This is a genomic window from Streptomyces sp. NPDC042201, assembly GCF_055582185.1.
In genome coordinates, this window is the sequence record NZ_JBVJDS010000001.1 from 322,669 (window position 1) to 347,830 (window position 25,162).

The following is a 25,162-nucleotide window of genomic DNA, read 5'->3' on the forward strand; positions in this document are numbered from 1 at the left end:
AGCGTGAGTGGAGCCACGGGCGCCGGATCGGCCGAATCCGGAGGGAACGGTGCTCGTGGCCCTGCCACGGACTCCCAGGGGGTAACGGTGACCGATACCCGGGGGCACAAGCCCCCGTACGAGACGTACGGATCTGACCAGTCGCAGCAGGCTGCTCAGCCGTACCATCCGCCGCAGGCGTATCCCTCGCCGCAGGGCGCGGGGACGCAGGACGGCCAGCAGGGTCAACAGCGCACTGCCGGGCAGCAGCAGGCGGCTCCGGCCGGTCCCATGGCTGACCAGGGTGGCGCGGCTTCGGCGGTGCGCCGGCCGCGGACGGGGGCGCGGACGACACCGCGTACCCGTAAGGCACGGCTGCGGGTGGCGAAGGCCGATCCGTGGTCGGTGATGAAGGTCAGTTTCCTGCTCTCCATCGCACTGGGCGTGTGCACGGTCATCGCGTCCGCGGTGCTGTGGATGGTCATGGACGCGATGGGCGTCTTCTCGACAGTCGGCGGCACGATCAGCGAGGCCACGGGCTCCAACGAGAGCAACGGGTTCGATCTGCAGTCGTTCCTGTCGCTGCCGCGGGTGCTCATCTTCACCTCGGTCATCGCGGTGATCGATGTGGTGCTGGCCACCGCGCTGGCGACGCTCGGAGCCTTCATCTACAACCTGTCGGCGGGCTTCGTGGGCGGTGTTGAGCTCACGCTCGCCGAGGACGAGTGAGGGTCGGCTATCGATTTTGGGGCTGGCCCTGAAGTGCGCTAATCTTCAGGGGCAGCGCGGGGCTATAGCTCAGTTGGTTAGAGCGCATCCCTGATAAGGATGAGGCCACAGGTTCAAATCCTGTTAGCCCCACCGCGACAATCGGCCCGTACGGAGAGCATCCGTGCGGGCCGACTGCATTCCGCAGTTCTTCAGATCGGCTGTTCTTTCGCCCTGGTGAAGCCCGGAGTTGGGTCGCGGGCAGGTCACCGATCGGTATCGGTCGGTGTGTATAGTCGGGCGCCAGAAGTCCCCTACGTCAAGGAAAGACGAGGTCGCGCGGTGAAGAAGCTTCTCTTGGTCGCACTGGCCGCCATCGGCGGGCTCCTCGTGTACCGCCAGATCCAGGCGGATCGCGCCGAGCAGGATCTGTGGACGGAGGCGACCGACTCCGTGCCCGCAGGTACGGGTGTGTGAGACGCAGCAGTCCGAATGCGAGCCCCGGCCGCCGAGCGGCCGGGGCTTCGTGCTGTCCGAGAGCTTCGTGCCGTTCCGGTTTTTGTGACACGGTGACGGCCTCTTCCATTGATTCGCTTGTGTGAAGTATTCGCTTGCATGAGTGAATGTCGCGAGGCGGACATGCGGGGTTATTCGGATGGGCGCGCAGACAGCGACGGGACCGCCGGGGCAGGATGGACCGGCGCCACGACCGGCGCGGGGCGGCCGAGACGACGAGGGGAAGCGCGTGAAGAGGCAGCGCAGCAGGGGCCGGGTCGCGCTGGCCGGGGCGGCGGCGATGTGCGCGATGGTGGCCCTGCCGGGGCAGGCATGGGCGGCCGGGGAGCCGAACCCCTATGTCTTCCAGCCCGAGGCGAAGCAGATCACCGGAGCGACGACCACGAGCGACGCGAAGCCGCTGGACCCTGGCTCCACCTACCGCGACTCGATCGGTCCTGGCGGCAAGCTCATCTACCGGCTGGACCTCGACGCGAAGACGAACGCCTATGTGTCCGCGGTGGCCGTGCCGAAGCTGGGCACGAAGGTTGCCTTCGGGGACAAGATCGAAGTCTCGCTGCAGAACCGCCAGGGCAACGACTGCAGCTCCAACGACGCGCGGTTCGGCACGTCGGGCGAGTATCCCCGGCCGCTCGCGGCCTACGCCTACCGGCTGATCGAGAAGGGCGCGTACTCCTGCCAGGAGGAAGGTCCGTACTTCGTCGTCATCGAGCGGACCAGTGAGGCCGGCTCGACCCCCGACCCGTGGGACCTGGAGATCCGCCATGTCTCCGAGCCCGGGCTGAAGGAGGCCGGGCCCACCCAGGCGCCGTCGGTATGGCCCAGCGCCTCCCCCGAGCCGGTCGGCGGCGCACCGCGGGTGCGCGAGGGCGGCACCAGCTTCTACGACGCCAAGGGGCTGGCGCAGGGCGAGTGGACGGCGAAGATCGAGCCGGGCGCATCGCTCTTCTACCGGGTGCCGGTGGACTGGGGACAGCAGCTCTACGCCAGCGCCGACCTGGGCAGCTCCGACGGGGAGGGGTTCGTGAGCGGCGCGTTCGCCGTGTCCCTGTACAACCCGGCCCGGGGGCTCGTGGACAGCAGCGACTCGGTGTCGTACGACGGCAAGCAGAAGACGACGGCCCTCGATCCGCTGCCGCCGGTGGCGTACGAGAACCGCTTCGGGTTCAGCACCGGCGACAAGGACATGCGGTTCGCGGGCTGGTACTACCTGCGGGTCAGCCTCCATCCCGAGGTGGCCGAGAAGTTCGGTGCGAAGCCGTACGGGCTCACGCTGCGGGTGAACGTCAAGGGCCAGGCCAGGAGCGGGCCGGGGTACGCGGGTCCGGCCGGCGACTTCACCGTGACCCCCGAGAAGCTGGACGACGCCTCGAACGGGCAGAGCGGCGCGGACGCGGCGCGGAGCGACACGATGCAACTGGTCGCGGCGGCCGGGATCGGCGCGGGCACGGTGCTGGTGCTCGGGCTCGGGGTATGGACGTTGCTCGCACGGCGGCGCGCGGACCAGGGGGCGGGGCAGTCGCAGGGACCGGATCAGGGCCAGGGGCAGCTACCCGGGCAGGGGCCGGAGGGCGCACCGACCCGGCCGACGCACCAGTACGGGCCGCCGCCCTCCGGCTGGTAACGCGGGGACAGCCCGCGGGGCATGCCGCGCGGGCCCGGATCCGGGTCGTGCTCAGGTCTGGGTCAGCGCCCAGATGCCTACCGCGAAACAGGCCAGCGCCAGCAGCAGCACCGGGACCGCCACCTTCGGGGGCGGTCCCGGTCGCTTTCGCGCGGAGTGGCGGGCTGGCGCCTGCGGGCGCGGAACCGGCTGCTGGGCGGGAACCTGCGGGCGTTGAGCGGTGTATGGACGAGTGAGAGCGTGATCGTGCCGTACCGCCGCCGTCTGAGCGTGGGACAGGTCGGCGGGTGTGGAGGGAAGGGGGGAGACCGGATGCGCCGACATCGAGGTGGGGGAGGAGTGCGGCTGCGCCGGGTGCGGCAGGGCGGGAGGCTGGTGGTGCCCATGCCCCTGTTGCGGGTGTGGCTGCTGTTGCCCGGATACCTGCTGCCGGTCCGGCGGCGGGGGGAGATGGAAGCTGCCCGTCTCCGACATGGAGGCGGCTGTGGAGGCTGTGGGGGAGGAAGGCCGCTGTCCCGTCGGCCGGCCGTCGGCCCGCTGAGCCGCGCGCGGGTCGGTGTGCGGGTCCGCCGGCCGGCCACCCGGCTGCGGATCCGTGACGGGACCGGACGGGCCGAACGCGGAAGGCAGCGGCCCGATCTGGTCGAAGATCTCGACCGGCTCGTCATCGGCGCCGGGCTCGGGAAGCAGCTCCACGGCCGTTGTCAGCGCCTTGCGGGCGCCGGTGGCTGTACGGAAGCGCGCGTTCGGGTCGGGCTGCAGCAGGCCCGCCAGGACCTGCCAGAGCGGCTCGGGGATGCCCTGCGGCGCTCCCGGGGTGCCATGAGCGGCGAAATACTCGACCAGGGCCTGGGAGTCGGGCTTCTGACCCTGCAGCAGATAAAGGGCGACGAGCCCGACCGCGAAGAGATCGGCCGGGAAGTCGGGCTCCGCGCCCATCATCTGCTCGGGCGCGAAGTAACCCGGCGTCCCCACCACATAGTTGGTCTCCGTCAGGCGCGGCTCGCCCTTGCGCATGGAGATACCGAAGTCGGACAGGCGCAGATGGGGCCGCGCCGTTCCGGTGGCCTCCATCAGGATGTTGGCCGGTTTGATGTCGCGGTGCACGACCCCCTCCGCGTGCACCGCGGCCAGACCGGACAGCAGCTGATCGAGCAGGGTGCAGACGAAACGGGGTGGCAGTGGCCCGTAGTCGCCGATGACGTGCGCCAGCGACCCGCCGCTCACCAGATCCATGGTGAACAGCACCTTGTCGTCGTCCGCGGCCCAGCTGGCCGGGGCGAGGACATGCGGGTGATCGATCCTCAGCGCCTGCTCACGGACGAACCGCAGCAGCGTGTGCGCGTCGCTCTGCTGGAGGACCTTCGCCGCCACATAGCGTCGGCGACGGTGGTCCCAGGCACGCCAGACGGCGCCGACACCACCCCGCCCGATCGGGTCGATCAGCTCGTACCGCCCCGCGAAGACCTCACCCATTGCGCCGCGCCCGCTCCCAGTCGTCTCGTCCGGCGGCCTGCCGCCCCTGCCCCAGGTCCAGTTCTAGCTCTGGTGCGCCTCGTAGTGGGCGACCGCCTCCGCGGTGCGCCCGGCGCCGTAGACCCTGAGGAACTCTGCCAGTTCGGGCTGGGTCGGGGCGAGGGACTCTGCGGCATCGATGATGTCGCCGGCCGCCGCGACCGACCGCAGCAGGGACTGGATCTCGCGGACCACCCTGCGCACGGTCGGCGCACCCGAGCTGTTCGTCGTCTGGCTGGTGCCGGTGAGGACGGAGCCGCCCTGCGACTTCTTGATCTCCTCCATCCGGTCCGTGGCCTCGCCGGCGCTGACGCTGCCGTCGGCCACCTGGCCCGCCAGATCCTGCAGCGCCTGGACCCGCTGGACCACCGCGGGATTGCCGATCTTCGCGCGTTGACCGCTCATGAGCTGGGAGAGCATCGGGGCGGACAATCCGAGCACCGCGGCGAGCCGGGCCTGGTTCAGGCCCAGGTCATCGATGAGACGACGGAACAAACCCCCCAACGGCTCTCCGTACCAGCTCCGCTGGAGCTCTCTCGCTCTCGCAGTCGATTCCTGCTGTGTGACATCCATGCGCGTCTCCCCATCGCTTCCCCAGCGCGGCAGCTTCGCTGCTGCGAACCTCGTGGGGCATCTTACGGAGCGTGGTCGCGCACGGGGAGTCCCATCTTTTTGCGGAATCACGGGGTACACCCGGTACTCTGGTCCCCGGTGATGGCCGAGCCGTTCCTGACTGCTCGGCCGTACCCACCCATTCCCGGGGCCTTAGCTCAGTTGGTAGAGCGCTGTCTTTGCATGGCAGATGTCAGGAGTTCGACTCTCCTAGGCTCCACGGTACGAGAGAGCTCCCCTGGCCTGCGGAAACGCGGGTCAGGGGAGCTCTTCGTGTGTGGGGCGCCAGTGTCACCGTCAGCGAGCGGGCGACGGGCGGGGGCGGTCGGCAGCGGGCGGGCCGAGAGCGAAGCTGCTCGGGAGCCGGACCTCAGCCGCAATTGTTGTCATTGATGCGCATGGACGATCCCCAGCGGCCGACGGAGTAACTCTGCAGATCGGCGATGCGGCCGCCGGGCTGGATACAGGTGTGCGATCCGCCGTACAAACTGTTCCGGTAGATCCGCGCGGTACGGCTGGAATTGTTGATAACCGAAAAAGTATTGTCGTTGATGGGCTGGTTGTGGAAGCGTGCGCCCCCGTCGGATCCGCGTCGGACGTACGGCACGCCCCCGTAGTTCGTCTGCGGGTAGATGCAGACCATGCCGGAACCGCAGGCCACTGCCGCTTCCACCGCCTCGGTGGGTGCTGTCGCACCCGCCACCGTGGCCCCGGCCGCGAGGGCGACGGTGGCCAGCGTGATTCCCATTGCTCGTTTCATCGGAAGTCCCCCAGAATTCAATGAGTGCGTCGAATTGTGCGGTCCTTTAGATACTCCTCGGGGCGTCAAGGAATTGTCAATGAATTCATTGAACTCATGATGAAACGCTTTTCTTAATTTACTGCGCACCTGCGGCCGGGCGTAACCACATCTTCGGCGGCATGGCAACCGCACACCGAGGGCGAGCCCGTCGCTGCCGGGCCGGCCACGGTGACGGTGCCGGTCCATGACGGCAGGACAAGGCGTGCGCTGTTTCTCGCGGCCCTGCTCCAGCCGGGTGCAACAGTCCGGACTCGGCCGGGCCGGCGGCGCCACGTCCTCGCGCCGCGCTCCCCTCAGGCGGTGGCGTCCGTACTCCGGTATCCCCGCTGCCTGCGGTTTCAGGGCAGCCTGCGGGCCCGGAGACACTCACCCCGCGGTGATCCCTCGCTCATAACGTCAGGCTGAGCTGAGCGCCAGTCGAGGCACGACGGGGCGGTCGACGACCGGCTCTCGGGGGCCGGTTGGACCGTACGAGTGGTGTTCATCCGAAGAACTGTGAGGCGGCGGCGTAGCTCCGTGGATTCCCGACATGCGTCCACATCATGAGGAAGGTATGCAGATCGCCCAACCCGAAAGCGAGGGGTCATGGCCGCCTTCAAGGTCAAGAAACTGTGGACCGTCTTCATCACCGCGTTCTTCGCGGTGCTTGCCTCCCTGGGGCTGACCGCCCCGGCCGCGGCCGCCGGCGCCGCCGCACAGCAGCCGACCGAGCAGCCCGTGCCGGCGCCCGTCGCCCCGCACCGGGCCGCCGAGGCCATGACAGCCAGAGCGGGGGTGCCACGGTCACTGCCACGCGACCGGTCGCTGCCGCCCACGATCAAGCAGCGTATCCACGCCGAGGCGCACGGTGCGTCACCCTCGGTCCGTCATCTGCCCGCCGACATGCTGGATGACGCCGTAGCCCGTGCCGGCGCGGCACGTGAGGCCGCCTACGCGGCATACGCGGCGGATGCCGCACTCCTCGCGGCGTAAGGCGCCGGGATCCCCGATGGTCTCCCGGCGCCTCACCGAACCCGGCACGCCTCTCGTGCCACGAATGTCACGAATGTCACGAACGCAGTGCATGCCGCGCATGTCACCGACCGCACGCATGCCACGCCCAGAAAAAGCGGTCCGTGATCAGGGACGATCGTCCCGGTCCCGATCCGTCTCCGACTCATCCTGCTTGGCCTGTACCTCCGGATCGAGCGGATCGATCACACCCTGGCTGCCGTCGACGGACGACAGCGGAGCACGATCCGACACCTCGGTAGCAGCCGGCGGTTCCACCAGCCAGTCCGGATTTGCCTGCTTGTCCCACCACTTCCACGCGGCGAAGGTCCCACCGGCCAGCACACCGAGGAGCGCGAGCCCCTTGGCCAGCCGTCCGGCCCTGGCCCGCCGCTCATGCTTCCTCACCAGCTTCTGGATCTCTTTCGCCGTGACCTGTCCGCGCAGAGCGGCCAGCGCGGCCGCGGAACGTGCCGCGGCCTGCTCCGCCACCGGCTGAGCGGTGGCCACCGCGTGCTCGACCCGCGGCACCGTGTAATCCGCCGCCTGACGGGCGGCCTTGCGGGTGCGGACGGCAGCACGGTGAGCCGCGTCATCGATCTTTGGGGGCACATGGGGTACATGCGGCGCCACCCGGGCGCCGTACTGAATACGAGCCTGCTGGGCGGCCTTAGACATCGTCGGGGCGAGCCGTACGCGCGCCTCGTTGGCATATAGAGCGGCCTGCTCCTTGGCCGTACCGGCGTAGGGGGCCACCGCTTCCGCGGCGTGCTGCACGCTCTCCTTCGCCGAACCGGTAGCGGCGCGCACGCTGTCCATGCGGGTCACAGGATCATCCTCCTCGGTGGCGTTCGGTATTTCGCCTATCCACCCTTTTCGAAATCATGCCCGCTGGGCGCGATCTCGGCATGCGGTGCGGGCATCCGGGTCATGGATGGCGATATAGGTCGATGCTCGGGCATTGCTGCCCAATGTGAGCCCAATGGGAGCTCCTGGACGACACTGCCACGCCCGGCTCCGGCATGCCCCGGTCCCGGCGCGATTCGGCTGTCCTTTTCTTCGCCTGTCCGCCACGGGCCGCTGTCATGCGTGATTCCGCCGCCGAGCCTGACTCACGCCTGCCCTGATCCCGATCCTGATCCCGATCCCGGTCCGGTTGCGCACCGGTCTGGTCCGATCCTGATCCGATCCCGATCCGCTCATGCCTCCATCCGGCCCCGAAACCGCCCCAAGACGGGCGCAAAGCCCGTTCCGGGGCAGCGGCCGGGCAACAGGCGTGCCGTCCGTGCGAGGATCGTGAGAGTCAGAGAAGACTTACGGAAGGCAGATCGTGGCCGAGCAGCTTTACGCCACCCTGAAGACCAACCACGGCGACATCGAGATCCGGCTCCTGCCGAACCACGCGCCGAAGACGGTCAAGAACTTTGTCGAGCTCGCCCAGGGCGAGCGGGAGTGGACCGACCCGGCGAGCGGTAAGAAGACGACGGACAGGTTGTACGACGGCACCATCTTCCACCGTGTGATCAGCGGGTTCATGATCCAGGGCGGGGATCCGCTGGGCAACGGCACCGGCGGTCCGGGCTACGAGTTCGAGGACGAGTTCCACCCGGACCTCGCCTTCGACAAGCCGTACCTGCTGGCCATGGCCAACGCGGGCCCGGGCACCAACGGCTCGCAGTTCTTCATCACCGTCTCGCCGACCGCCTGGCTGACCCGCAAGCACACCATCTTCGGTGAGGTCAGCAACGAGTCCGGCAAGAAGATCGTGGACGCCATCGGCGGCATCCAGACCAACCCGCGCACCGACCGTCCGGTGCAGGACGTGGTGATCGAGTCGGTCGTCATCGAGACCCGCTGACCGCTCACAGCCTGTTCGGTTCGCCGGATCCGGGGAACCTTCCCGCCCTGCCCGTCCGTAGTGGTTACATACCGGACGGGCGGGGCGGTGCGCTGTGTGCCGTCCGCCGTCATGAGGACCGAGGGGACCGATGGACAACCCGCCAGGAGGCCCTGGAGGCCAGGATCAGCACGCCGTCACCGACGGCCGGCCCAGCTGCTACCGGCATCCGGGCCGGCAGACCGGCATAAGCTGCACCCGCTGCGAGCGCCCCATCTGTCCCGAGTGCATGGTCAGCGCCTCCGTGGGGTTCCAGTGCCCGGAGTGCGTACGGCAGGGTTCCGGTACGGGACACTCGCCCACCGCCAACCGGCCACGCACCCTCGTCGGCGGCACGATCGCGGCCGACCCCCGGCTGATCACCAAGATCCTGCTGGGCATCAATATCGCGGTCTTCGTCGCCGTCCTGGCGGTGGGCGATCACTACCGCCTGGTTGACGATCTCGATCTCGTCGGTCGTGCCTTCAATCCCGAACTCCGCCAGGAGGTCGGCGTCGCGGACGGCGAGTGGTACCGGCTGGTCACCGCGATGTTCCTGCACCAGGAGGTGTGGCACATCGCCTTCAACATGCTGGGCCTGTGGTGGCTCGGCGGGCCGCTGGAGGCGGCGCTCGGCCGCGTCCGCTTCCTGGCCCTCTACCTGCTCTCCGGACTGGCCGGCAGCGCGCTCACCTATCTCGTCGCCGCGCCGAACGAGGCCTCGCTGGGCGCCTCCGGTGCCATCTTCGGGCTGCTCGGCGCCACCGCCGTACTGATGCGCCGGCTCAACTACGACATGCGGCCGGTCTTCGCCCTGCTGGCGCTGAACCTGCTCTTCACCTTCACCTGGCCCGGCATCGCCTGGCAGGCTCACGTCGGCGGCCTGGTGGCGGGCACGCTGATCGCCATCGGCATGGTGCACGCGCCACGCGAGCACCGGGCCCTCGTGCAGTACGGGACCTGTGCCCTGGTGCTGGTGGCGACGATCGTGATCGTCATGACCAGAACGGCCTCGCTGGCCTCGCTGATGTGAGCGGCGAGCGCCGAACACCGAGCATCGAGCGCCGTCAGCTGAACGCCGTCAGCTGAGTGTGACGCCGGGAAGACGGCCCGTACACATGAGTTGTCCACAGTGTGTGGCGGATCTTGTGCATCCTGTGGGGAACATCAGTGCCCCTTGTCGCCAATGTGGGTTTGACCAGCAGCGACAAGGGGCGACCGTGTCATCAGTACGGCGGACGCAGTCACACCGGCGTCAACATTCCGTGGAGTTATCCACAGATCGTCTTAACTTTTCCCCTGGCTGTGGACAACGCTGTGGATAAGTCAGGGGAGAGCTTGACCGCCGGGTGGTGGACCGGCTACTTCCATTGGGTGGAGACACCGAAACCGGCGGCGATGAAGCCGAACCCGACCACGATGTTCCAGTTTCCGAAGCTCTCCAGCGGGAGATCGCCCTCGGTCACATAGAAGACGACGATCCAGGCGAGTCCGATCAGGAACATGGCGAGCATGACCGGAGCCACCCAGCTCCGATTGGTCAGCCTGATGTTCGTTGCCTGCTTCGCCGCCGGGGGCGGCGTGAAGTCGGCCTTCTTGCGGATACGTGACTTCGGCACGAGGGACTCTCCTGTCGATGCGCTGCGTGACCGCGCAGGGGAACTGTAACGGGGTTCCGGGGCGGAGAGCAGGGCGAACACCACCGCCCCCGGGCGTCCGTTAGCGTAGTGCTTCCGCGGCGCCTAAGGAGATAAGGGTACGTTGAGCAATTCTGCCGACTCTCCCCCAGGGCCGGTTCGCCGATCGATCGGGCGGCCGGTCCGGCTGCTCACGGCTGCCGTCTTCGCGCTCGCCGGCCTGATCTTCGTGACCAGCTTCAACACGGCCAAGGGCACGAACATCCGTACCGATGCCTCGCTGCTGAAGCTCTCCGACCTGATCCATGAGCGCGACCGCAAGAACGCTGAGCTGGGCGAATCCACCGCCGTGGTGCGTCAGGACATCGATGCCCTCGTCCGGCGCGACGACGGCTCCACCGCGGCCGAGGACGCCAAGCTGCGCGCCCTGGAGAACGCCGCGGGCACCAAGAAGATCACTGGCCAGGCTCTCACCGTCACTCTCGACGACGCCCCGCAGAACGCCACCGCGAATCCCGGATATCCCGAGCCGCAGCCCAACGACCTCGTCATCCATCAGCAGGATCTGCAGGCCGTGGTCAACGCCCTGTGGCAGGGCGGCGCGCAGGGCATCCGCGTCATGGACCAGCGGCTGATCTCCACCAGCGCGGTGCGGTGCGTGGGCAACACGCTGATCCTGCAGGGCCGGGTCTACTCCCCGCCGTACAAGATCACCGCTGTCGGCGACCGCGGCAAGCTCCGCCAGGCCCTCACCGACTCCCCGGCGATCCAGAACTACCAGCTGTACGTCAAGGCGTACGGCCTCGGCTGGAAGGTCGATGAGCACGGCAAGGAGACGCTCCCCGGGTACTCGGGCGCGGTGGAGCTCCACAACGCGAAACCTGTCGAGTAGAGCGAAACCTGTCGAGTAGAGATCGAGTGGACCTCGAGTAGACGTTCGGACGGGCGTCGGGCCGGTCGGCGGCTGTGACGAACAGCAAGCTCGAACCTCCGTGCTAGCTGCCCCATGCGCCGCCCATGTGCCCCTGCGGCCCTTTAGTCTGGTGCCGTACCGCCTGGGGCGGCACCGAACGGAAGGGACAGCATGTACGGCTGGATCTGGCGGCATCTGCCGGGCAACGTGTGGCTGCGGGCGGCGCTCTCGCTGGTGTTGGCGCTGGCCGTCGTCTATGTGCTCTTCCAGTACGTCTTTCCGTGGGCGGAGCCGCTGCTGCCGTTCAACGATGTGACGGTCGACGGACCGGGGGCCGCCGGATGAGCGCGCGCATCCTTGTCGTCGACAACTACGACAGCTTCGTCTTCAACCTCGTCCAGTACCTCTACCAGCTCGGCGCCGAGTGCGAGGTACTGCGCAACGACGAGGTGGCCACCTCCCACGCCCAGGACGGCTTCGACGGCGTCCTGCTCTCCCCCGGCCCCGGCACCCCCGAACAGGCCGGTGTATGCGTCGAGATGGTGCGTCACTGCGCCGCGACCGGCGTCCCCGTCTTCGGTGTCTGCCTCGGCATGCAGTCGATGGCGGTCGCGTACGGCGGTGTCGTCGGCCGCGCCCCCGAGCTGCTGCACGGCAAGACGTCCCTCGTCACGCACGAGGGCAAGGGCGTTTTCGCCGGGCTGCCTTCGCCCTTCACCGCGACCCGCTATCACTCGCTCGCGGCGGAGCCCGGGGCGCTCCCGGCCGAGCTGGAGGTCACGGCGCGGACCGCGGACGGCATCATCATGGGCGTACGCCACCGTGAACTGCCCGTCGAGGGTGTGCAGTTCCACCCCGAGTCGGTCCTCACCGAGCATGGCCACCTGATGCTGGCCAACTGGCTCGCGCAGTGCGGCGATCCGGGCGCGGTCGGCCGGTCGACGGGACTGGCGCCGGTGGTGGGCAAGGCGCTCGCGTGACGGCACTCCGCCCCGAACACGACGCAGGACACGGAGGCTCGTACGAGGAAGGGGCCTACGGGGACTCCAGCGCGTTCGAGGCGGCGGTGGACGGGCTGGCGGACCCGTTGAACGATCCGCTTCCCGGAAGCAGGCAGGCGCGGCGCCAGGGGCGTCACCGGGGGCCGCAGCAGGGGGAGCACCAAGGGCAGCAGGGGCCGCAGGGCGGGGCGCAGTGGGTCCGCGCCGAGGAGGTTCCGGCCCGGGAGCCCGAGTGGTCCGGTGACTACTACCAGCAGTACGCGGCGGAGGGCGGTCAGGGGGCCCAGGAGGCGCAGCGGGCCCCGGGCGAGCAGCAGGAGTGGTCGGCCGGCGCCCCGTACTACGCGGAGGGGCAGATCGCGCCGGGTCCGTCCCCGGCGTCCGTTCCCGAGACCGCGCCCGAGACCGCACCCGAGCCGGTGTCCGCGCCTGGGCCCGTGCCTGGGCCGGCGGCCCGGCCTGCGATGGACGACCGGACGGTCGGTCTGCGTACGGCGGACACGCGCCGCGCGGCCGAGCCGGAGGCCGGATCCGGAGCTGGGTCCGGAGCTGGGTCCGGGGCTGAGGTCTCGGCCGCGTCCGGGACCGGTTCCGAGCGGGAGGACCCGGAGCCGCGTACGGGTGGCCGTGCCGAGCGCCGCAAGGCCGCCAAGGGCGGCGGCCGGGGCCGTAAGCGCCCCGACCCCTCGGCGGCCGGGTCCGAGCTCGACTCCGAGGAGCCGGCGCCCTCCCGGCCGCTCTCCCGCGTCGAAGCGCGCCGTGCGGCGCGTGCGAGCAAGGAGAGCCCCGCGGTCATCGCCAGCCGGGTGGTGGGCGAGCTGTTCATCACGTTCGGTGTCCTGATGCTGCTGTTCGTCACCTATCAGCTGTGGTGGACGAACATCCGGGCCGGTCAGTACGCGGGCCAGGAGACGAACAAGATCCAGGACGGCTGGGCGAAGGGGCGGCAGCCCGGCGTCTTCGAGCCCGGTGAGGGCTTCGCCATCCTGCACATTCCCAAGCTGGATGTCGTGGTGCCGATCGCCGAGGGCATCAGCAAGGCGAAGGTCCTGGACCACGGCATGGTCGGGCACTACTCGGAGGGCAGTCTCAAGACGGCGATGCCCTCCGACAAGCAGGGCAACTTCGCGGTGGCCGGGCACCGCAACACCCATGGCGAGCCGTTCCGCTACATCAACCAGCTGAAGCCCGGTGACGAGATCATCGTCGAGACGCAGGACGCGTACTACACGTACGACATGGCGAGCATCCTGCCGCAGACGCCGCCGTCGAATGTGAGTGTGATCCGTCCGGTGCCGCCGGGTTCGGGGTTCACGCAGCCCGGTCGCTACATCACGCTGACGACCTGTACCCCGGAGTTCACCAGTACCTATCGCATGATCGTGTGGGGCAAGATGGTGGACGAACGGCCACGCAGCAAGGGCAAGCCCGACGCTCTCGTCGGCTGAGGCGACCGGAATCACGACAGGGACGGGGACGGGTGCGGTGGCAGCGAGGACCGAACACGACGAGCAGACTGACGCGCCGCCACCGTCGGACCCGGTCCCGGCTCCGGCCCGCCGGCCTCGGAGCCGTATCGCGGCCGCGATCAGCGTCTTCGGCGAGCTGCTCATCACCGCGGGCGTGGTGCTGGGCCTTTTTGTCGCGTACTCGCTGTGGTGGACGAATGTCCTGGCCGACCGCGAGGCCGCCAAGCAGGGCGATGACGTACGCCACGGCTGGGCGCGACAGGGCACCGGCGGCACGCCCCGGTCCTTCGATTCGAAGGACGGCATCGGCTTTCTGCACGTCCCGGCGATGAAGAACGGCGAGGTGCTGGTCAAGAAGGGCACCGATCCCGCGGCGCTGAACGACGGGATCGCCGGCTACTACACGGACCCGATCAAGTCGGCGCTCCCCTGGGACGAGGAGGGCAACTTCACGCTGGCCGCGCACCGCGACGGCCACGGGGCGAAGTTCCACAACATCCACAAGCTCGAAAAGGGCGATCCGGTCGTCTTCGAGACCCGCGACACCTGGTACATCTACAAGGTCTACAAGGAGCTTCCGAAGACCTCGAAGTACAACGTGGACGTGCTGAAGCCGGTGCCGAAGGAGTCGGGGAAGAAGAAGCCGGGCCGCTATCTCACCCTGACGACGTGCACGCCGATCTATACGTCGGACTATCGCTACATCGTATGGGCGGAGCTGACGCGTACCGAAAAGGTCGACAAGAACCGCACGCTCCCGCCGGAGCTGCGCTGAGCGACGAGCGTGGCCGAGCCAACGAATTTCGGCACGTCAGGACTCCTCCAGGCGTTGGAGGCGTGCGTGGTGGAGGCAGAGCTTTCGCTTGACCCGCTGGACGTCGTCGCGCAGGGAGATCAGCTCCCTGCGGTGGTCTCCGGACGTTTCGATGAGGGCGTTGAACATCGGCACGACGGCCTTGCCGAGGATGTGGGTGATGCGCTGGTCGATGCGGTCGTCCAGGTCGGTGAGGGGGTCGGCGAGGGGGCTGTGAACAGAGTTATCCACAGGTTGAGTCCGGGCGACGTACTCCATGTCCAGGAGGTACGTACGCACCTGACGTGCGACTTCGCTGTCGCGGAGCAGCATGGCGACGTTCAGGACGGCGCGGCGGGAGAAGATCGCGAGGCTTGGCGAGTGGGACCGAATCCCACTGAGGTCCTTGAAGGACCTCAGTGCCGGACCTGTCAGTACGCGGTACCCGTGGGAGTCGAGCTCCTCCCGGTGATCCTTCACCAAGGACTTGACGGCCTCGATGCCTACCTGGAAGTAGACGGCGACCATCGCCGTCGTCACATGCATGCCGTCGGGCAGGAGCGAGAGTGCCTTGACCCGGTCGAGGACATCCGTCCGCTCCGCGACGCCTTCGCGCAGTGTCCTCGACTCCAGCAGGATCGCTTCGTTGATCATGGTTCTGTCCCTCTACTCGCGTAGTGGCCGGCCGGCCTGGGAGGGAGTCCAACACTCCACCCCATCCGGCCCAACGAGTCGGGACATATGAAGACACGACCGAAACGGCCCCGGCACTCGTGGAGAGTGCCGGGGCCGTTCGGTACGGGCTGTGCGTCAGTCGTTGCGGGAGCTGGCGCCCGACGGGCCGCCGAAGAAGCCTCCGCCGTTCTGGCCGTCGTTGTTGCCCGGGCCGCCACCGCCGACGGTGCTGACATTGACGGGCGTGCTCGTGGGCACCTGCTGGCCCGCTTGCTGGTCCTGGTTGAAGACCCGCGCGTTGTCGTCGCCCGGTCCCTGGATGGTGCCGATGGAAAGGCCGGCCTGCGCGAGCAGCTGCTTGGCCTCGCCGAGCGTCTTTCCGCGCAGATCCGGCACGGCCGCCATCTGCTGCTGCGGGCCCTTGGAGACTTCCAGGGTGATCTGCGAGCCCCTGTCGGCCTTGGTATCACGGTCGGGGCTCTGCTTGACGACCGTGCCCGCGGGTTGGTCGCTGTCCACGTCGGTCTTCGCGACGGTGAACTTCAGCGTTTCGAGCTGGTTCTTGGCGTTCTCGAACGGCAGGCCGACCACGGGCGGAACGGGGGTCTGCGTGTTCTTCGCGATCGTCAGCGTGACCGTCGTGCCCTTCTCGGCCTGAGTGCCGCCCTCAGGGCTCTGCTTGAGCACCGTGCCGGGCTCCGCGTCCGACTCTTCCTGGACGGTATCGACAACGAACTTGTCGTCCTCCAGTATCTCTGTCGCCTTTTGTTCCTTTTTATCGGTAACGTCGGGGACCTTGATCTGGGGAGCGCCCTCGGAAACGACGACCTGGACGGTGTCGCCCTCGTTCATCTTGCTGCCCTCGGTGGGGTCCTGGCTGCAGATGGAGCCCTTGGGGACGTCGCAGCGCTCCGAGCCGGACTCGGTGACCTTCACGCTCGCGTTGCCCGCGAGTTTCGTGGCCTCGGCGAGCGTTTTGCCGACGAACTGCGGGGCGGTCACCTGAGTGGGGCCCTCGTTGGAGCTGAAGACCGATCTGCCGATCAGGATCGCGCCGACCAGCACCAGGACGCCGGCGATCACCAGCAATATCGTCGAGGTGTTGGACTTCTTCGGCTGCCGGCGCCGGCCCGGGCGGTCGTCGTAGCCGCCGTAGCCGCCCTCGTCCGGGTTCACCGGCGGCAGCATGGACGTCTGGCCCGCCGGGTCGTTCTGGTGCAGCGCCGTCGTCTGCTGGTTGTCGTGGCCGCCGTAGCCGCCCCCGTACCCGCCTCCGTAGCCGACCGCGCCCATGGCCGCGGTGGCCGCGACGGGCTGGCCGTCGAGGCAGGCCTCGATGTCGGCGCGCATCTCGTCGGCGGACTGGTAGCGGTAGTCCGGATCCTTGACGAGGGCCTTCAGCACGATCGCGTCCATCTCGGGCGTGATCTCGGGGTCGTAGACGCTGGGCGGCTGCGGCTCCTCCCGTACATGCTGATAGGCGACGGCGACCGGGGAGTCCCCGATGAAGGGGGGCCGGACCGTCAGCAGCTCGTAGAGCAGACAACCGGTGGAGTAGAGGTCGGAGCGCGCGTCGACCTGCTCGCCCTTGGCCTGCTCGGGGGAGAGGTACTGGGCGGTGCCGATGACGGCGGAGGTCTGGGTCATCGTCATGCCGGAGTCGCCCATGGCGCGGGCGATGCCGAAGTCCATGACCTTGACCTGGCCGGTGCGCGTCAGCATGACGTTGGCCGGCTTGATGTCGCGGTGGACGATGCCGGCGCGGTGCGAGTACTCCAGTGCCTGGAGGATGCCGACGGTCATCTCCAGCGTGCGCTCGGGCAGCAGTCTGCGCCCGGAGTGCAGCAGCTCACGCAGGGTCGAGCCGTCGACGTGCTCCATCACGATGTACGGGAGGGAGACTCCGTCGAGGTAGTCCTCGCCCGTGTCGTACACCGCGACGATCGCCGGGTGGTTGAGCGAGGCGGCCGACTGGGCCTCTCGGCGGAACCGGGCCTGGAAGGACGGGTCGCGGGCGAGATCGGCCCGCAGCGTCTTCACGGCGACGGTGCGACCGAGCCGGGTGTCATGCGCGAGGTAGACCTCCGCCATGCCACCACGGCCGAGCACCGAGCCCAGCTCGTACCGGCCGCCGAGGCGACGCGGCTCTTCCATAACTGTTCCAGCCCTCTCCGTCAGTCCTGACCGCACCGGTGTGTGGTCCGGCGGTGTGCTGTTCGCGCCTACGCTACCGGGCACGCCGTATCCGATCCGCCCGTAGCGGTGACCTGATATACGACCGGTATCGCATTGTGCGGGTATGGACGTGAGCCGTGACCGGCGTCACTTCTTGCTGTCGATGACCGCCTTCATCACGTCCTTGGCGATGGGGGCTGCGAGGCCGCCACCGGAGATGTCGTCGCGGCTGGCGTTGCTGTCCTCGACGACCACCGCGACGGCGACCGGGGAGCCGCTGTCCGTCTTGGCGTACGAGATGAACCACGCGTACGGGTTCTTGCTGTTGTTCTCGCCGTGCTGGGCGGTGCCGGTCTTGCCGCCGACCGTCACGTTCGGAATCTGCGCCCTGGTACCCGTACCTGTCTTGACGACAGTCTCCATCATGCTCTGCAGCATCTGCGCGTTCTCCTGGCTGAGGGGCCGGCTCAGCTCCTCGGGCTCGGTCCTGCTGAGCACGTCCAGGTTGGGCGCTCCGAGCTGGTCGATCATGTACGGCTTCATCAGCTTGCCGTCATTGGCGATGGCGGCGGCGACCATGGCCATCTGGAGGGGGGTGGTGCGGGTGTCGAACTGGCCGATGGAGGACAGCGCGGTCTGTGAGGGGTCCAGCTTCTCGGGGAAGATGGAGGCGTCGGCGCGGACCGGGGTGAAGTGCTCCTGGTTGAAGCCGAACTTCTTCGCGGTCTCCAGCATCTTGTCCTTGCCGAGGTCCGCGCCCAGCTTGCCGAAGACGGTGTTGCAGGAGACGCGCAGCGCTTCACGGAGCGTGGCGTTCTCGCAGGGGATGTTGCCTTCGTTCGGCAGCGGCGTCGTGGTGCCGGGCATGGTCCAGGGAAGCGGGGACTCGGTGGGCGCGTCGACGTCCGTGACCTTGCCGTGCTCCAGGGCGGCGGCCGCGGTGACCACCTTGAAGGTGGAGCCGGGCGGGTAGGTCTGGCGCAGGGCCCGGTTGAGCATCGGGTCGTCGGGGTTGTTCTTCTTGTCGAGGGCGACCCAGGCCTTCGTGTCCTTGTCGCTGTTTCCCGCGAAGGAAGAGGGGTCGTAGCTGGGGGTGGAGGCCAGGGCGAGGATCTTGCCCGTCTGCGGGTCGAGGGCGGCGACGGCGCCCTTCTTGTCGCCGAGGCCCTCGAAGGCGGCCTTCTGGGCGGCGCCGTTGAGGGTGGTGACGACGTTGCCGCCCTTCTTCTCCTTGCCCGTGAACATCCCCATGGTGCGGTCGAAGAAGAGCCGGTCGTCGTTACCGGTGAGGATGCCGTCCTCGAGCTTCTCGATCTGGTTGGCGTCGAAGGCCTGTGAGGCGTAGCCGGTGACGGGTGCCCACATGGGGCCGTCGGTGTAGGTGCGCTTGTAGGCGAAGTCGGTGTCGTCCGTCTTGGTCGAGCCGGTGATGGGCTTGCCGTCGACGATGATGTTGCCGCGCTCGCTGCTGTACCGCTCGATGAGCACCCGGCGGTTGTACTTGTGCGAGTTCAGCTCCTCGGCGCGGGCGTACTGGAGCCAGTTGTCCCGGATCAGCAGGGCGAGCATGAGGAGCCCGCAGAAGATCGCGATGCGGCGCAGGGGCTTGTTCACGGTCGGACCACCTGGGTCATCTCGGCGTCGGGTGACGGGGCGGGGGCCGGCGCGGGCCGGCGCGCGGTGTCGCTGATACGGATCAGGACACCGATCAGGGCCCAGTTGGCGAGGACCGAGGAGCCACCCGCCGCGACGAACGGCATGGTCATACCGGTCAGCGGGATGAGGCCCATGACGCCGCCCGCGACGACGAACACCTGGATGGCGAAGGCGCCGGAGAGCCCGATGGCGAGCAGCTTGCCGAATGGGTCGCGGGCGGCGAGGGCGGTACGTACGCCGCGCTCCACGATCAGCGCGTAGAGCAGCAGGAACGCCATCGTGCCGGCGAGACCGAGCTCCTCTCCGACGGTCGAGAGGATGAAGTCGGCGTTGGCGGCGAAGCCGATCAGGTCGGAGTTGCCCTGGCCGAGTCCGGTGCCGAGGGTGCCGCCCGAGCCGAAGGACAGCAGGGCGTCACCGATCTGCTGGCAGGCTCCGTCCGTCTTGTAACAGGCGAAGGGATCGCTCCAGGCGTTGACGCGGGCCTGGACGTGTGACTCGAAGGAGGCGACGCCGACGGCTCCGGCGGCCGACATCAGCAGGCCGAAGAAGATCCAGCTGGTTCGCTCGGTCGCCACGTACAGCATGATCACGAAGAGGCCGAAGAAGAGCAGCGAGGTGCCGAGGTCCGTCTCGAAGACCAGGATCAGGATCGACATCGCCCAGATGGCGAGGATGGGGCCCAGGTCACGGCCGCGTGGCAGATACATCCCCATGAAGCGGCGGCTGGCGAGGGCCAGGGCGTCCCGCTTCACCATGAGGTAACCGGAGAAGAAGATCGCGATGAGGATCTTCGCGAACTCACCGGGCTGGATGGAGAATCCGGCGACCGTGATCCAGATCCTGGCGCCGAACCGGGGAGGGAAGAACACCGGCAGGATGAGCAGGACCAGTGCCAGCGCCATGGAGATGTACGTGTAGCGCTGCAGGATGCGGTGATCCTTGAGGAGCATCAGTACGGCGGCGAAGAGCGCGATGCCCATCGCCGAGTACAGGAGTTGCTTCGGAGCGCCTGGACTGAAGGCCCCGTAGGCGGTCTCGGCGAGCCGGATGAGCCGCCGGGACTGGTCGAGGCGCCAGATCAGCACCAGCCCGAGGCCGTTGAGCAGCGTCGCCAGAGGAAGCAGCAGCGGATCGGCGTAGGGGGCGAATTTGCGCACCACGAGGTGGGCGACGCCGGCGAGCAGGCCGAGGCCGAGCCCGTAGCCCAGCATCCCCGTGGGTACCTTGCCGTCGAGGGCGAGCCCCACGTTCAGGTACGCGAAGACCGGGATGACGACGGCGAAGGCGAGCAGGCCCAGTTCGGTGTTGCGGCGGCTCGGTGCTTCGATCGCGCCGATGGTGGTCGTGTTGGTGACAACGCTCATGGTGGTGAAAGGCCCCCTACGGCCGGCTACTGCTGCTTACCGCAGTTCGAGGCCACTTTCTGCTCCTCTTCGGAGAGGCTGGGGCCCGGAGTGGGAGTCGCTGCTTTCGGCTTGATGTCGGTGGTCCCGGTAGAGGTGTTCGTACCGGTCGTGCCGCCGGCCTCTCCCTCGCCGGTGATCACATTGGCCTCGCGGTCGGCCAGGCGGCGCTGCTCGTCCTTCTTGCAGGCCGATGCCTGGGTGGCGAGTTCCTCGATCTTGTCGCGTCCATTGCCCAGGCTGCCCTCGGCGATGGTGGCCTCCACCTGCTTGCGCTGGTAGGGCGGGAGGTACTTGAGTTCGATCTCGGGGTGGTCCTTCTCGACCTTCGAGAGGGAGACCCAGGCCAGATCCTGGCTGATGCCCCGGTAGAGGGCGACGTGCTTCTCGTTGGCGCCCACGTAGTACTGGGTCTGGGTCCAGCGGTAGCCGCCGTACAGACCGCCGCCGACGACGGCCAGCGCGAGGACGAGGTAGAACGACCTCTTGAGCCACTTGCGGCCCGGGCGCGGCTTGACGAAGTCCTCGTCGCTGTAGGCCCCGAAGCCGCCCTCGGGGGGCATGCCGCCGTAGCCGCCGTCGCCGCCGCTGCCGGGCGGGCCGAAGCCGCCGGCGCTCTGCTGCGGTACGGCGCGGCCGAGGCCGGCCGCGCGGCCCGCGGGGGTCTGCATCGCGGCGGCGTTCTCGGCGGAGCTCAGCGGGAGCTGGTTCTCGGCGACCGCGCCGACGACGACCGGGGTGTCGTTGAGCTGCCCGGCGAGGGTGTCGTTGGACTCGACGTCCAGGACGTCGGCCACGATGCAGGTGATGTTGTCGGGTCCGCCGCCGCGCAGGGCGAGCTGGATGAGCGCCTGGATGGTCTCCTGCGGGCCCTGGTAGCTGGCGAGCGTCTCTTCCATCGTCTGGTGGGAGACGACGCCGGAGAGGCCGTCCGAGCAGATCAAGTAGCGGTCGCCGACGCGGACTTCGCGGATCGAGAGGTCGGGCTCGACATGGTCGCCGCTGCCCAGCGCGCGCATCAGCAGGGAGCGCTGCGGGTGGGTGGTGGCTTCTTCCTCGGTGATCCGGCCCTCGTCGACCAGCCGCTGCACCCAGGTGTGGTCCTGGGTGATCTGGCTCAGTACGCCGTCGCGCAGCAAGTAGGCGCGGGAGTCGCCGACATGGACGAGGCCGAGCCGCTGGCCGGTCCAGAGAAGGGCGGTGAGCGTGGTGCCCATGCCCTCCAGCTGGGGGTCCTCCTCGACCATCAGCCGCAGTTGGTCGTTGGCGCGCTGGACGGTGGTTCCGAGCGAGGTGAGGATGTCCGATCCCGGCACGTCGTCGTCGAGCTGCACGAGGGTGGAGATCACCTCGGAGGAGGCGACCTCACCGGCGGCCTGGCCGCCCATGCCGTCGGCGATGGCCAGCAGCCGGGGGCCGGCGTAGCCGGAGTCCTCGTTTCCTTCCCGGATCATGCCCTTGTGCGATCCGGCGGCGAAACGCAGAGACAGACTCATGCGCACCTCACCCGTCGGCTCGGGGTACAGCCGGTCTCGAGCCACACTGCCCACCCTCCCGTCGGGAGCCTGCTCCGGTCCGCTGTCCGGACCGCTGCGGCTCGCTCGCTCCGCTCGCTCATTGTCGTACTACTTCCGCAGCTCGATGACGGTCTTGCCGATGCGAATCGGAGAGCCCAGCGGAATCGGTGTCGGGGTGGTGAGTCGGGTCCGGTCGAGATACGTGCCGTTGGTGGACCCGAGATCCTCGACGATCCACTGGCCGTCACGGTCCGGGTAGATCCTGGCATGCCTGCTGGACGCGTAGTCGTCGTCCAGCACGATCGTTGAATCGTGCGCGCGGCCCAGGGTGATGGTCTGTCCCTGGAGCGCCACCGTGGTGCCGGTGAGGGTGCCCTCGGAGACGACCAGCTTGGTGGGTGCCCCGCGGCGCTGGCGGCTTCCCTGCTGCTGGCGCTGGGCGGGCGGTGCCGCGTTCTGGCGGGCCTGCTGCGGGCGGGCCTCGCCGCTGCGGCGTGAGCCGCGCTGCGTGACGCGTGTTCCGAACAGATCGCTGCGGATGACCTGGACGGCCACGATCACGAACAGCCACAGAACGGCCAGAAAACCTAGCCGCATGACCGTCAGGGTCAGCTCTGACATTGCCCCCGCTTCACCCTTCGGCTTGCCTGTAAACGATGGTGGTATTGCCCACGACGATCCGCGAGCCGTCGCGGAGCGTAGCGCGGGTGGTGTGCTGTCCGTCTACCACGATGCCGTTGGTGGACCCGAGGTCCTGGATCGTCGAGGGCGTTCCGGTCCGGATCTCGCAGTGGCGGCGCGATACGCCGGGGTCGTCGATCCGGACGTCGGCGTCGGTGCTGCGCCCCATGACCAGCGTCGCACGGGAGATCTGGTGGCGGGTGCCGTTGATCTCGATCCAGCGGCGTACCTGGCCGTGTGTCATCGGGCCGGCGCCGTGGCCCGGGGGCGGTGTGTGGCCCGCGGAGGGCCCGTGGCCGCCGGGCGGCGGGGCGGCGGGCATGGGGGGTACCGCGGCGGGCGGGTAGCCGTATCCGTCGGGGGCACCGCCCCGGGGGGAAGCGGGTGCGGAGACAGGGCCGCGCTCGGGCGCCTGTGACGAACTCGACGCCAGGGTGCGGCTGCGCACCCGGTACAGACCGGTGTCGAGGTCCTCGGCCTTCTCCAGATGGACCTTGATCGGGCCCATGAACGTGTAGCGCTGCTGCTTCGCGTAATCGCGGACCAGCCCGGACAGTTCGTCGCCGAGTTGGCCGGAGTACGGGCTGAGGCGCTCGTAGTCGGGCGTGCTCAGCTCCACGATGAAGTCATTGGGGACGACGGTCCGCTCGCGGTTCCAGATCGTTGCGTTGTTGTCGCATTCACGCTGCAGGGCGCCCGCGATCTCGACGGGCTGGACCTCGGACTTGAACACCTTCGCGAAGGTGCCGTTGACCAGACCTTCGAGACGCTGCTCGAAACGCTTCATGACTCCCATGGGGCACCTCCTCCGTCGTTGCCGTCCTGGTACTGCTTACTGATCGTATCCACGCGTCGGGAAATCGGCTGGTTCCCCTTGTCTGCCCCGTCGATGAGTGTCCCCTCTCACAGGGATCGTAGAGGCGGCCTCATGACAGTGTCCCGCACGCCGGGTGCACTCAGGAGGAGTGGGGGGCGGCCGTTGTTCGTTCCCTGTTCCGCGGTCGGGTCGCCCAAACAACGGATGTGAATCCACCCTCCCCATCGTGCTAATCTTCTCGATGTCGCCAGGAGCACACACCAGCAGGTGAGGCACCGAACGGCACACCCAATGCGCGGGTGGCGGAATAGGCAGACGCGCTGGATTCAGGTTCCAGTGCCCGAAAGGGCGTGGGGGTTCAACTCCCCCCTCGCGCACAGATGGAAGCCCCGTAGGTCATCGACCTACGGGGCTTCTTCGTTGTGTCTTCGCGTCCGGATCGTGTCCTGATTGTGCCCTGCTGTCCGGAGCGCTGCGATGTGAGACATATCTCCCGTGAGGCCGGGCCTGCGGGGAGATATGCCTCTGCTCGCGAGGGTGTGTGAGGCTCAGGCGGCGAGGCGCGCGGCCAGGGCCTTGGCCTTCTGGGTGGCCTCTTCGCGGGCCTTGGTGCGGGACGCCTCGGCGAGCGGGATGAACTCGGCCATTTCCGGCCTGGAATGGGCCAGGGTCAGCTCGGGAACGATGAAGTCGATCTCGGTGGCGCCGAACATGCCCGTCAGCACCTTCTCCAGGTAGTTCTGGACGAACTCGAAGTCCTCGCGCGGGGTGCCGGGGGCGTACGAACCGCCGCGGCTGGCGACGATCGTGAACGGGGTGGCGCCCACCGTGCTGTCGGGGCCCGCGTTGTGGCCGACGATGATCACCTGGTCCAGCCATGCCTTCAGCGTGGACGGGATCGTGAAGTTGTACATCGGGGCGCCGATCAGTACGGCGTCCGCCTCCGCCAGCTCGGCCGCGAGTTCGGCGCGCAGCGCGTTCTCCGGGCCGGCGACGACGGCGGTGATGTCGAGGTGCGGCAGCGGGGTGGCGGCGAGATCGCGGTAGACGACCTTGCCCTCCGGGTGCTGCTCCAGCCAGGACTCGACGAACGCGGCGGTGATGTCGCGTGAGGCGGAGCCTTCGGGGAAGACGGCGGAGTCGATGTGCAGAAGCGTGGCCATGACGGTCTCCATAAGGGGGCGCTGGGACGGCGTAGGGGCGACGTAGGACGACGCGGGACGACGTATGGACGGAAGTTCCGTTCGTACCTATAGATAACATAGTCGCTTACTTTTTTTCATCCCTCCCTCGGAAACCAGTACTCTGTGGATATGGCGGACCCCGGCGAGCACGTGTGCAAGAAGGTCGACATCGGCATCACGCGCGTCTTCGAGCTGCTCGGCAAGCGGTGGACCGGCCTGATCATTTCCGTACTCATGGAACGGGCGGTCTACTTCGCGGAGCTGCGGCGGGCGATCCCGGGCATCAGCGAGCGCATGCTCTCGGACCGGCTGACCGAGCTGGCGGCGGCGGGCCTGGTCGTCCGCGAGGTCGACGAGGGGCCGCCACTGCGGGTCGCGTACCGGTTGACGGCGGCCGGGACGGCGATGGAGCCCGCGCTGAAGGAACTGTCCCTGTGGGCCGAGTCCCATCTGCGGGCGACGCCGGAAGACAGCTGCTAGCCAGGGCGTATCCGCAGTGGTCCAGTGGTCCAGTTGTTCACAGTTGTCCAGTTGTCCACAGGGGGAGACGGCTGTCCGGGCCCGGCGGTACCGTCGTCGGCAGTTGATGTTGCGCGAGTACGGGCGAGTACGGGGG

Annotated in this window: 25 protein-coding genes and 3 tRNA genes; 15 read left to right on the plus strand and 13 right to left on the minus strand. The window is 68.3% G+C overall.

Going from position 1 to position 25,162, the window contains the following annotated elements:
- Window positions 1-3: 3 nt before the first annotated feature.
- The 4 genes from ACZ6MZ_RS01375 (at window position 4) to ACZ6MZ_RS01390 (ending at window position 2,827) form a co-directional block, all read left to right on the plus strand.
- A complete protein-coding gene (locus ACZ6MZ_RS01375; protein WP_389782874.1) occupies window positions 4-708 on the plus strand; it encodes a DUF3566 domain-containing protein in 705 nt (234 codons plus the stop codon).
- A gap of 58 nt (window positions 709-766) precedes the next feature.
- A tRNA-Ile gene (locus ACZ6MZ_RS01380) sits at window positions 767-840 on the plus strand.
- A 189-nt stretch (window positions 841-1,029) separates the two neighbouring features.
- A complete protein-coding gene (locus ACZ6MZ_RS01385) occupies window positions 1,030-1,164 on the plus strand; it encodes a DLW-39 family protein (protein ID WP_219852833.1) in 135 nt (44 codons plus the stop codon).
- Window positions 1,165-1,432: 268 nt separating this feature from the next.
- Window positions 1,433-2,827, plus strand: coding sequence for a hypothetical protein (locus ACZ6MZ_RS01390; RefSeq protein ID WP_469349080.1), 1,395 nt, complete (start codon window positions 1,433-1,435; stop codon window positions 2,825-2,827).
- Window positions 2,828-2,878: 51 nt separating this feature from the next.
- Here ACZ6MZ_RS01390 and ACZ6MZ_RS01395 read toward each other — a convergent pair whose 3' ends face one another.
- Both ACZ6MZ_RS01395 and ACZ6MZ_RS01400 read right to left on the minus strand, forming a co-directional pair.
- Window positions 2,879-4,303 (minus strand): serine/threonine-protein kinase, encoded by a 1,425-nt coding sequence (locus ACZ6MZ_RS01395; protein ID WP_469349082.1) that lies wholly within the window; start codon window positions 4,301-4,303, stop codon window positions 2,879-2,881.
- A 63-nt stretch (window positions 4,304-4,366) separates the two neighbouring features.
- Complete coding sequence (locus tag ACZ6MZ_RS01400; protein ID WP_384178356.1) at window positions 4,367-4,915, minus strand: DNA-binding protein; 549 nt, start codon at window positions 4,913-4,915, stop codon at window positions 4,367-4,369.
- 186 nt (window positions 4,916-5,101) lie between these two features.
- Here ACZ6MZ_RS01400 and ACZ6MZ_RS01405 point away from each other — a divergent pair.
- Window positions 5,102-5,174, plus strand: a tRNA-Ala gene (locus ACZ6MZ_RS01405).
- Window positions 5,175-5,324: 150 nt separating this feature from the next.
- On the opposite strand, the gene ACZ6MZ_RS01410 is transcribed toward ACZ6MZ_RS01405, so the two are convergent.
- Window positions 5,325-5,702 carry a peptidase inhibitor family I36 protein gene (locus ACZ6MZ_RS01410; RefSeq protein ID WP_469349083.1) on the minus strand — a complete coding sequence of 126 codons (378 nt, stop codon included), beginning with the start codon at window positions 5,700-5,702 and terminating at the stop codon, window positions 5,325-5,327.
- A 639-nt stretch (window positions 5,703-6,341) separates the two neighbouring features.
- On the opposite strand from ACZ6MZ_RS01410, the gene ACZ6MZ_RS01415 reads away from it, so the two are divergent.
- The gene (locus ACZ6MZ_RS01415; RefSeq protein ID WP_384178362.1) at window positions 6,342-6,728 is read left to right on the plus strand and encodes a DUF6344 domain-containing protein; all 387 of its coding nucleotides are present in this window, start codon (window positions 6,342-6,344) and stop codon (window positions 6,726-6,728) included.
- Between the two features lie 147 nt (window positions 6,729-6,875).
- Here the strand turns inward: ACZ6MZ_RS01415 and ACZ6MZ_RS01420 are convergent, their stop codons facing one another.
- Entirely contained in the window at window positions 6,876-7,574 is a 699-nt protein-coding gene (locus tag ACZ6MZ_RS01420) for a DUF5324 family protein (RefSeq protein ID WP_384178365.1), read from the minus strand.
- Between the two features lie 502 nt (window positions 7,575-8,076).
- On the opposite strand from ACZ6MZ_RS01420, the gene ACZ6MZ_RS01425 reads away from it, so the two are divergent.
- Both ACZ6MZ_RS01425 and ACZ6MZ_RS01430 read left to right on the plus strand, forming a co-directional pair.
- Window positions 8,077-8,604 carry a peptidylprolyl isomerase gene (locus tag ACZ6MZ_RS01425; protein WP_389782715.1) on the plus strand — a complete coding sequence of 176 codons (528 nt, stop codon included), beginning with the start codon at window positions 8,077-8,079 and terminating at the stop codon, window positions 8,602-8,604.
- 130 nt (window positions 8,605-8,734) lie between these two features.
- Window positions 8,735-9,655 (plus strand): rhomboid family intramembrane serine protease, encoded by a 921-nt coding sequence (locus ACZ6MZ_RS01430; RefSeq protein ID WP_469349086.1) that lies wholly within the window; start codon window positions 8,735-8,737, stop codon window positions 9,653-9,655.
- A gap of 328 nt (window positions 9,656-9,983) precedes the next feature.
- Here the strand turns inward: ACZ6MZ_RS01430 and crgA are convergent, their stop codons facing one another.
- Window positions 9,984-10,241, minus strand: coding sequence for a cell division protein CrgA (crgA, locus tag ACZ6MZ_RS01435; RefSeq protein WP_384178374.1), 258 nt, complete (start codon window positions 10,239-10,241; stop codon window positions 9,984-9,986).
- Between the two features lie 142 nt (window positions 10,242-10,383).
- Between crgA and ACZ6MZ_RS01440 the strand changes: the two genes are divergently transcribed.
- The 5 genes from ACZ6MZ_RS01440 (at window position 10,384) to ACZ6MZ_RS01460 (ending at window position 14,417) form a co-directional block, all read left to right on the plus strand.
- Window positions 10,384-11,151, plus strand: a complete 768-nt coding sequence (locus ACZ6MZ_RS01440) for a DUF881 domain-containing protein (protein WP_384328847.1) — start codon at window positions 10,384-10,386, stop codon at window positions 11,149-11,151.
- A gap of 192 nt (window positions 11,152-11,343) precedes the next feature.
- Complete coding sequence (locus ACZ6MZ_RS01445; RefSeq protein WP_384178380.1) at window positions 11,344-11,517, plus strand: hypothetical protein; 174 nt, start codon at window positions 11,344-11,346, stop codon at window positions 11,515-11,517.
- Window positions 11,514-12,152: an aminodeoxychorismate/anthranilate synthase component II gene (locus ACZ6MZ_RS01450; RefSeq protein ID WP_384178383.1), complete on the plus strand. Its 639-nt coding sequence runs from the start codon at window positions 11,514-11,516 to the stop codon at window positions 12,150-12,152. Before ACZ6MZ_RS01445 ends, ACZ6MZ_RS01450 begins: the two co-directional genes overlap by 4 nt.
- The gene (locus ACZ6MZ_RS01455) at window positions 12,149-13,621 is read left to right on the plus strand and encodes a class E sortase (protein ID WP_469349090.1); all 1,473 of its coding nucleotides are present in this window, start codon (window positions 12,149-12,151) and stop codon (window positions 13,619-13,621) included. Before ACZ6MZ_RS01450 ends, ACZ6MZ_RS01455 begins: the two co-directional genes overlap by 4 nt.
- Before the next feature lie 37 nt (window positions 13,622-13,658).
- Window positions 13,659-14,417, plus strand: coding sequence for a class E sortase (locus tag ACZ6MZ_RS01460; protein WP_384178389.1), 759 nt, complete (start codon window positions 13,659-13,661; stop codon window positions 14,415-14,417).
- Between the two features lie 36 nt (window positions 14,418-14,453).
- Here ACZ6MZ_RS01460 and ACZ6MZ_RS01465 read toward each other — a convergent pair whose 3' ends face one another.
- From ACZ6MZ_RS01465 to ACZ6MZ_RS01495, 7 genes are all read right to left on the minus strand, one after another.
- Window positions 14,454-15,089 (minus strand): restriction endonuclease, encoded by a 636-nt coding sequence (locus ACZ6MZ_RS01465; protein WP_469349092.1) that lies wholly within the window; start codon window positions 15,087-15,089, stop codon window positions 14,454-14,456.
- Between the two features lie 156 nt (window positions 15,090-15,245).
- Complete coding sequence (pknB, locus tag ACZ6MZ_RS01470; protein ID WP_469349094.1) at window positions 15,246-17,264, minus strand: Stk1 family PASTA domain-containing Ser/Thr kinase; 2,019 nt, start codon at window positions 17,262-17,264, stop codon at window positions 15,246-15,248.
- 168 nt (window positions 17,265-17,432) lie between these two features.
- Entirely contained in the window at window positions 17,433-18,899 is a 1,467-nt protein-coding gene (locus ACZ6MZ_RS01475) for a peptidoglycan D,D-transpeptidase FtsI family protein (RefSeq protein ID WP_389940668.1), read from the minus strand.
- Window positions 18,896-20,308, minus strand: a complete 1,413-nt coding sequence (locus tag ACZ6MZ_RS01480) for an FtsW/RodA/SpoVE family cell cycle protein (protein ID WP_389782701.1) — start codon at window positions 20,306-20,308, stop codon at window positions 18,896-18,898. The genes ACZ6MZ_RS01475 and ACZ6MZ_RS01480 overlap by 4 nt, the downstream gene beginning before the upstream one ends.
- Window positions 20,309-20,334: 26 nt before the next feature.
- Window positions 20,335-21,843: a PP2C family protein-serine/threonine phosphatase gene (locus ACZ6MZ_RS01485; protein WP_384178404.1), complete on the minus strand. Its 1,509-nt coding sequence runs from the start codon at window positions 21,841-21,843 to the stop codon at window positions 20,335-20,337.
- A 129-nt stretch (window positions 21,844-21,972) separates the two neighbouring features.
- Window positions 21,973-22,485 carry an FHA domain-containing protein FhaB/FipA gene (locus ACZ6MZ_RS01490; RefSeq protein ID WP_384328831.1) on the minus strand — a complete coding sequence of 171 codons (513 nt, stop codon included), beginning with the start codon at window positions 22,483-22,485 and terminating at the stop codon, window positions 21,973-21,975.
- A gap of 10 nt (window positions 22,486-22,495) precedes the next feature.
- Window positions 22,496-23,341: an FhaA domain-containing protein gene (locus ACZ6MZ_RS01495; RefSeq protein ID WP_469349097.1), complete on the minus strand. Its 846-nt coding sequence runs from the start codon at window positions 23,339-23,341 to the stop codon at window positions 22,496-22,498.
- A gap of 314 nt (window positions 23,342-23,655) precedes the next feature.
- On the opposite strand from ACZ6MZ_RS01495, the gene ACZ6MZ_RS01500 reads away from it, so the two are divergent.
- Window positions 23,656-23,739: transfer RNA gene (locus ACZ6MZ_RS01500), tRNA-Leu, on the plus strand.
- 171 nt (window positions 23,740-23,910) lie between these two features.
- Here ACZ6MZ_RS01500 and ACZ6MZ_RS01505 read toward each other — a convergent pair.
- On the minus strand, window positions 23,911-24,525 hold the full coding sequence (locus tag ACZ6MZ_RS01505) for an FMN-dependent NADH-azoreductase (RefSeq protein WP_469349099.1): 615 nt from the start codon (window positions 24,523-24,525) through the stop codon (window positions 23,911-23,913).
- A 150-nt stretch (window positions 24,526-24,675) separates the two neighbouring features.
- Here ACZ6MZ_RS01505 and ACZ6MZ_RS01510 point away from each other — a divergent pair, with 150 nt between their 5' ends.
- Window positions 24,676-25,026, plus strand: coding sequence for a winged helix-turn-helix transcriptional regulator (locus tag ACZ6MZ_RS01510; RefSeq protein WP_469349101.1), 351 nt, complete (start codon window positions 24,676-24,678; stop codon window positions 25,024-25,026).
- Window positions 25,027-25,162: the final 136 nt, after the last annotated feature.

Bases quoted from the DNA above. Each gene is read 5' to 3' on its own strand.
- ACZ6MZ_RS01415 (WP_384178362.1), top strand. From the start codon at position 6,342: ATGGCCGCCTTCAAGGTCAAGAAACTGTGGACCGTCTTCATCACCGCG.
- ACZ6MZ_RS01395 (WP_469349082.1), bottom strand. From the start codon at position 4,303: ATGGGTGAGGTCTTCGCGGGGCGGTACGAGCTGATCGACCCGATCGGG.
- ACZ6MZ_RS01465 (WP_469349092.1), bottom strand. From the start codon at position 15,089: ATGATCAACGAAGCGATCCTGCTGGAGTCGAGGACACTGCGCGAAGGC.
- ACZ6MZ_RS01505 (WP_469349099.1), bottom strand. From the start codon at position 24,525: ATGGCCACGCTTCTGCACATCGACTCCGCCGTCTTCCCCGAAGGCTCC.
- ACZ6MZ_RS01480 (WP_389782701.1), bottom strand. From the start codon at position 20,308: ATGAGCGTTGTCACCAACACGACCACCATCGGCGCGATCGAAGCACCG.
- ACZ6MZ_RS01495 (WP_469349097.1), bottom strand. From the start codon at position 23,341: ATGGGAGTCATGAAGCGTTTCGAGCAGCGTCTCGAAGGTCTGGTCAAC.
- ACZ6MZ_RS01430 (WP_469349086.1), top strand. From the start codon at position 8,735: ATGGACAACCCGCCAGGAGGCCCTGGAGGCCAGGATCAGCACGCCGTC.
- ACZ6MZ_RS01485 (WP_384178404.1), bottom strand. From the start codon at position 21,843: ATGAGTCTGTCTCTGCGTTTCGCCGCCGGATCGCACAAGGGCATGATC.
- pknB (WP_469349094.1), bottom strand. From the start codon at position 17,264: ATGGAAGAGCCGCGTCGCCTCGGCGGCCGGTACGAGCTGGGCTCGGTG.
- ACZ6MZ_RS01450 (WP_384178383.1), top strand. From the start codon at position 11,514: ATGAGCGCGCGCATCCTTGTCGTCGACAACTACGACAGCTTCGTCTTC.
- ACZ6MZ_RS01490 (WP_384328831.1), bottom strand. From the start codon at position 22,485: ATGTCAGAGCTGACCCTGACGGTCATGCGGCTAGGTTTTCTGGCCGTT.
- ACZ6MZ_RS01510 (WP_469349101.1), top strand. From the start codon at position 24,676: ATGGCGGACCCCGGCGAGCACGTGTGCAAGAAGGTCGACATCGGCATC.
- ACZ6MZ_RS01400 (WP_384178356.1), bottom strand. From the start codon at position 4,915: ATGGATGTCACACAGCAGGAATCGACTGCGAGAGCGAGAGAGCTCCAG.
- ACZ6MZ_RS01445 (WP_384178380.1), top strand. From the start codon at position 11,344: ATGTACGGCTGGATCTGGCGGCATCTGCCGGGCAACGTGTGGCTGCGG.
- ACZ6MZ_RS01410 (WP_469349083.1), bottom strand. From the start codon at position 5,702: ATGGGAATCACGCTGGCCACCGTCGCCCTCGCGGCCGGGGCCACGGTG.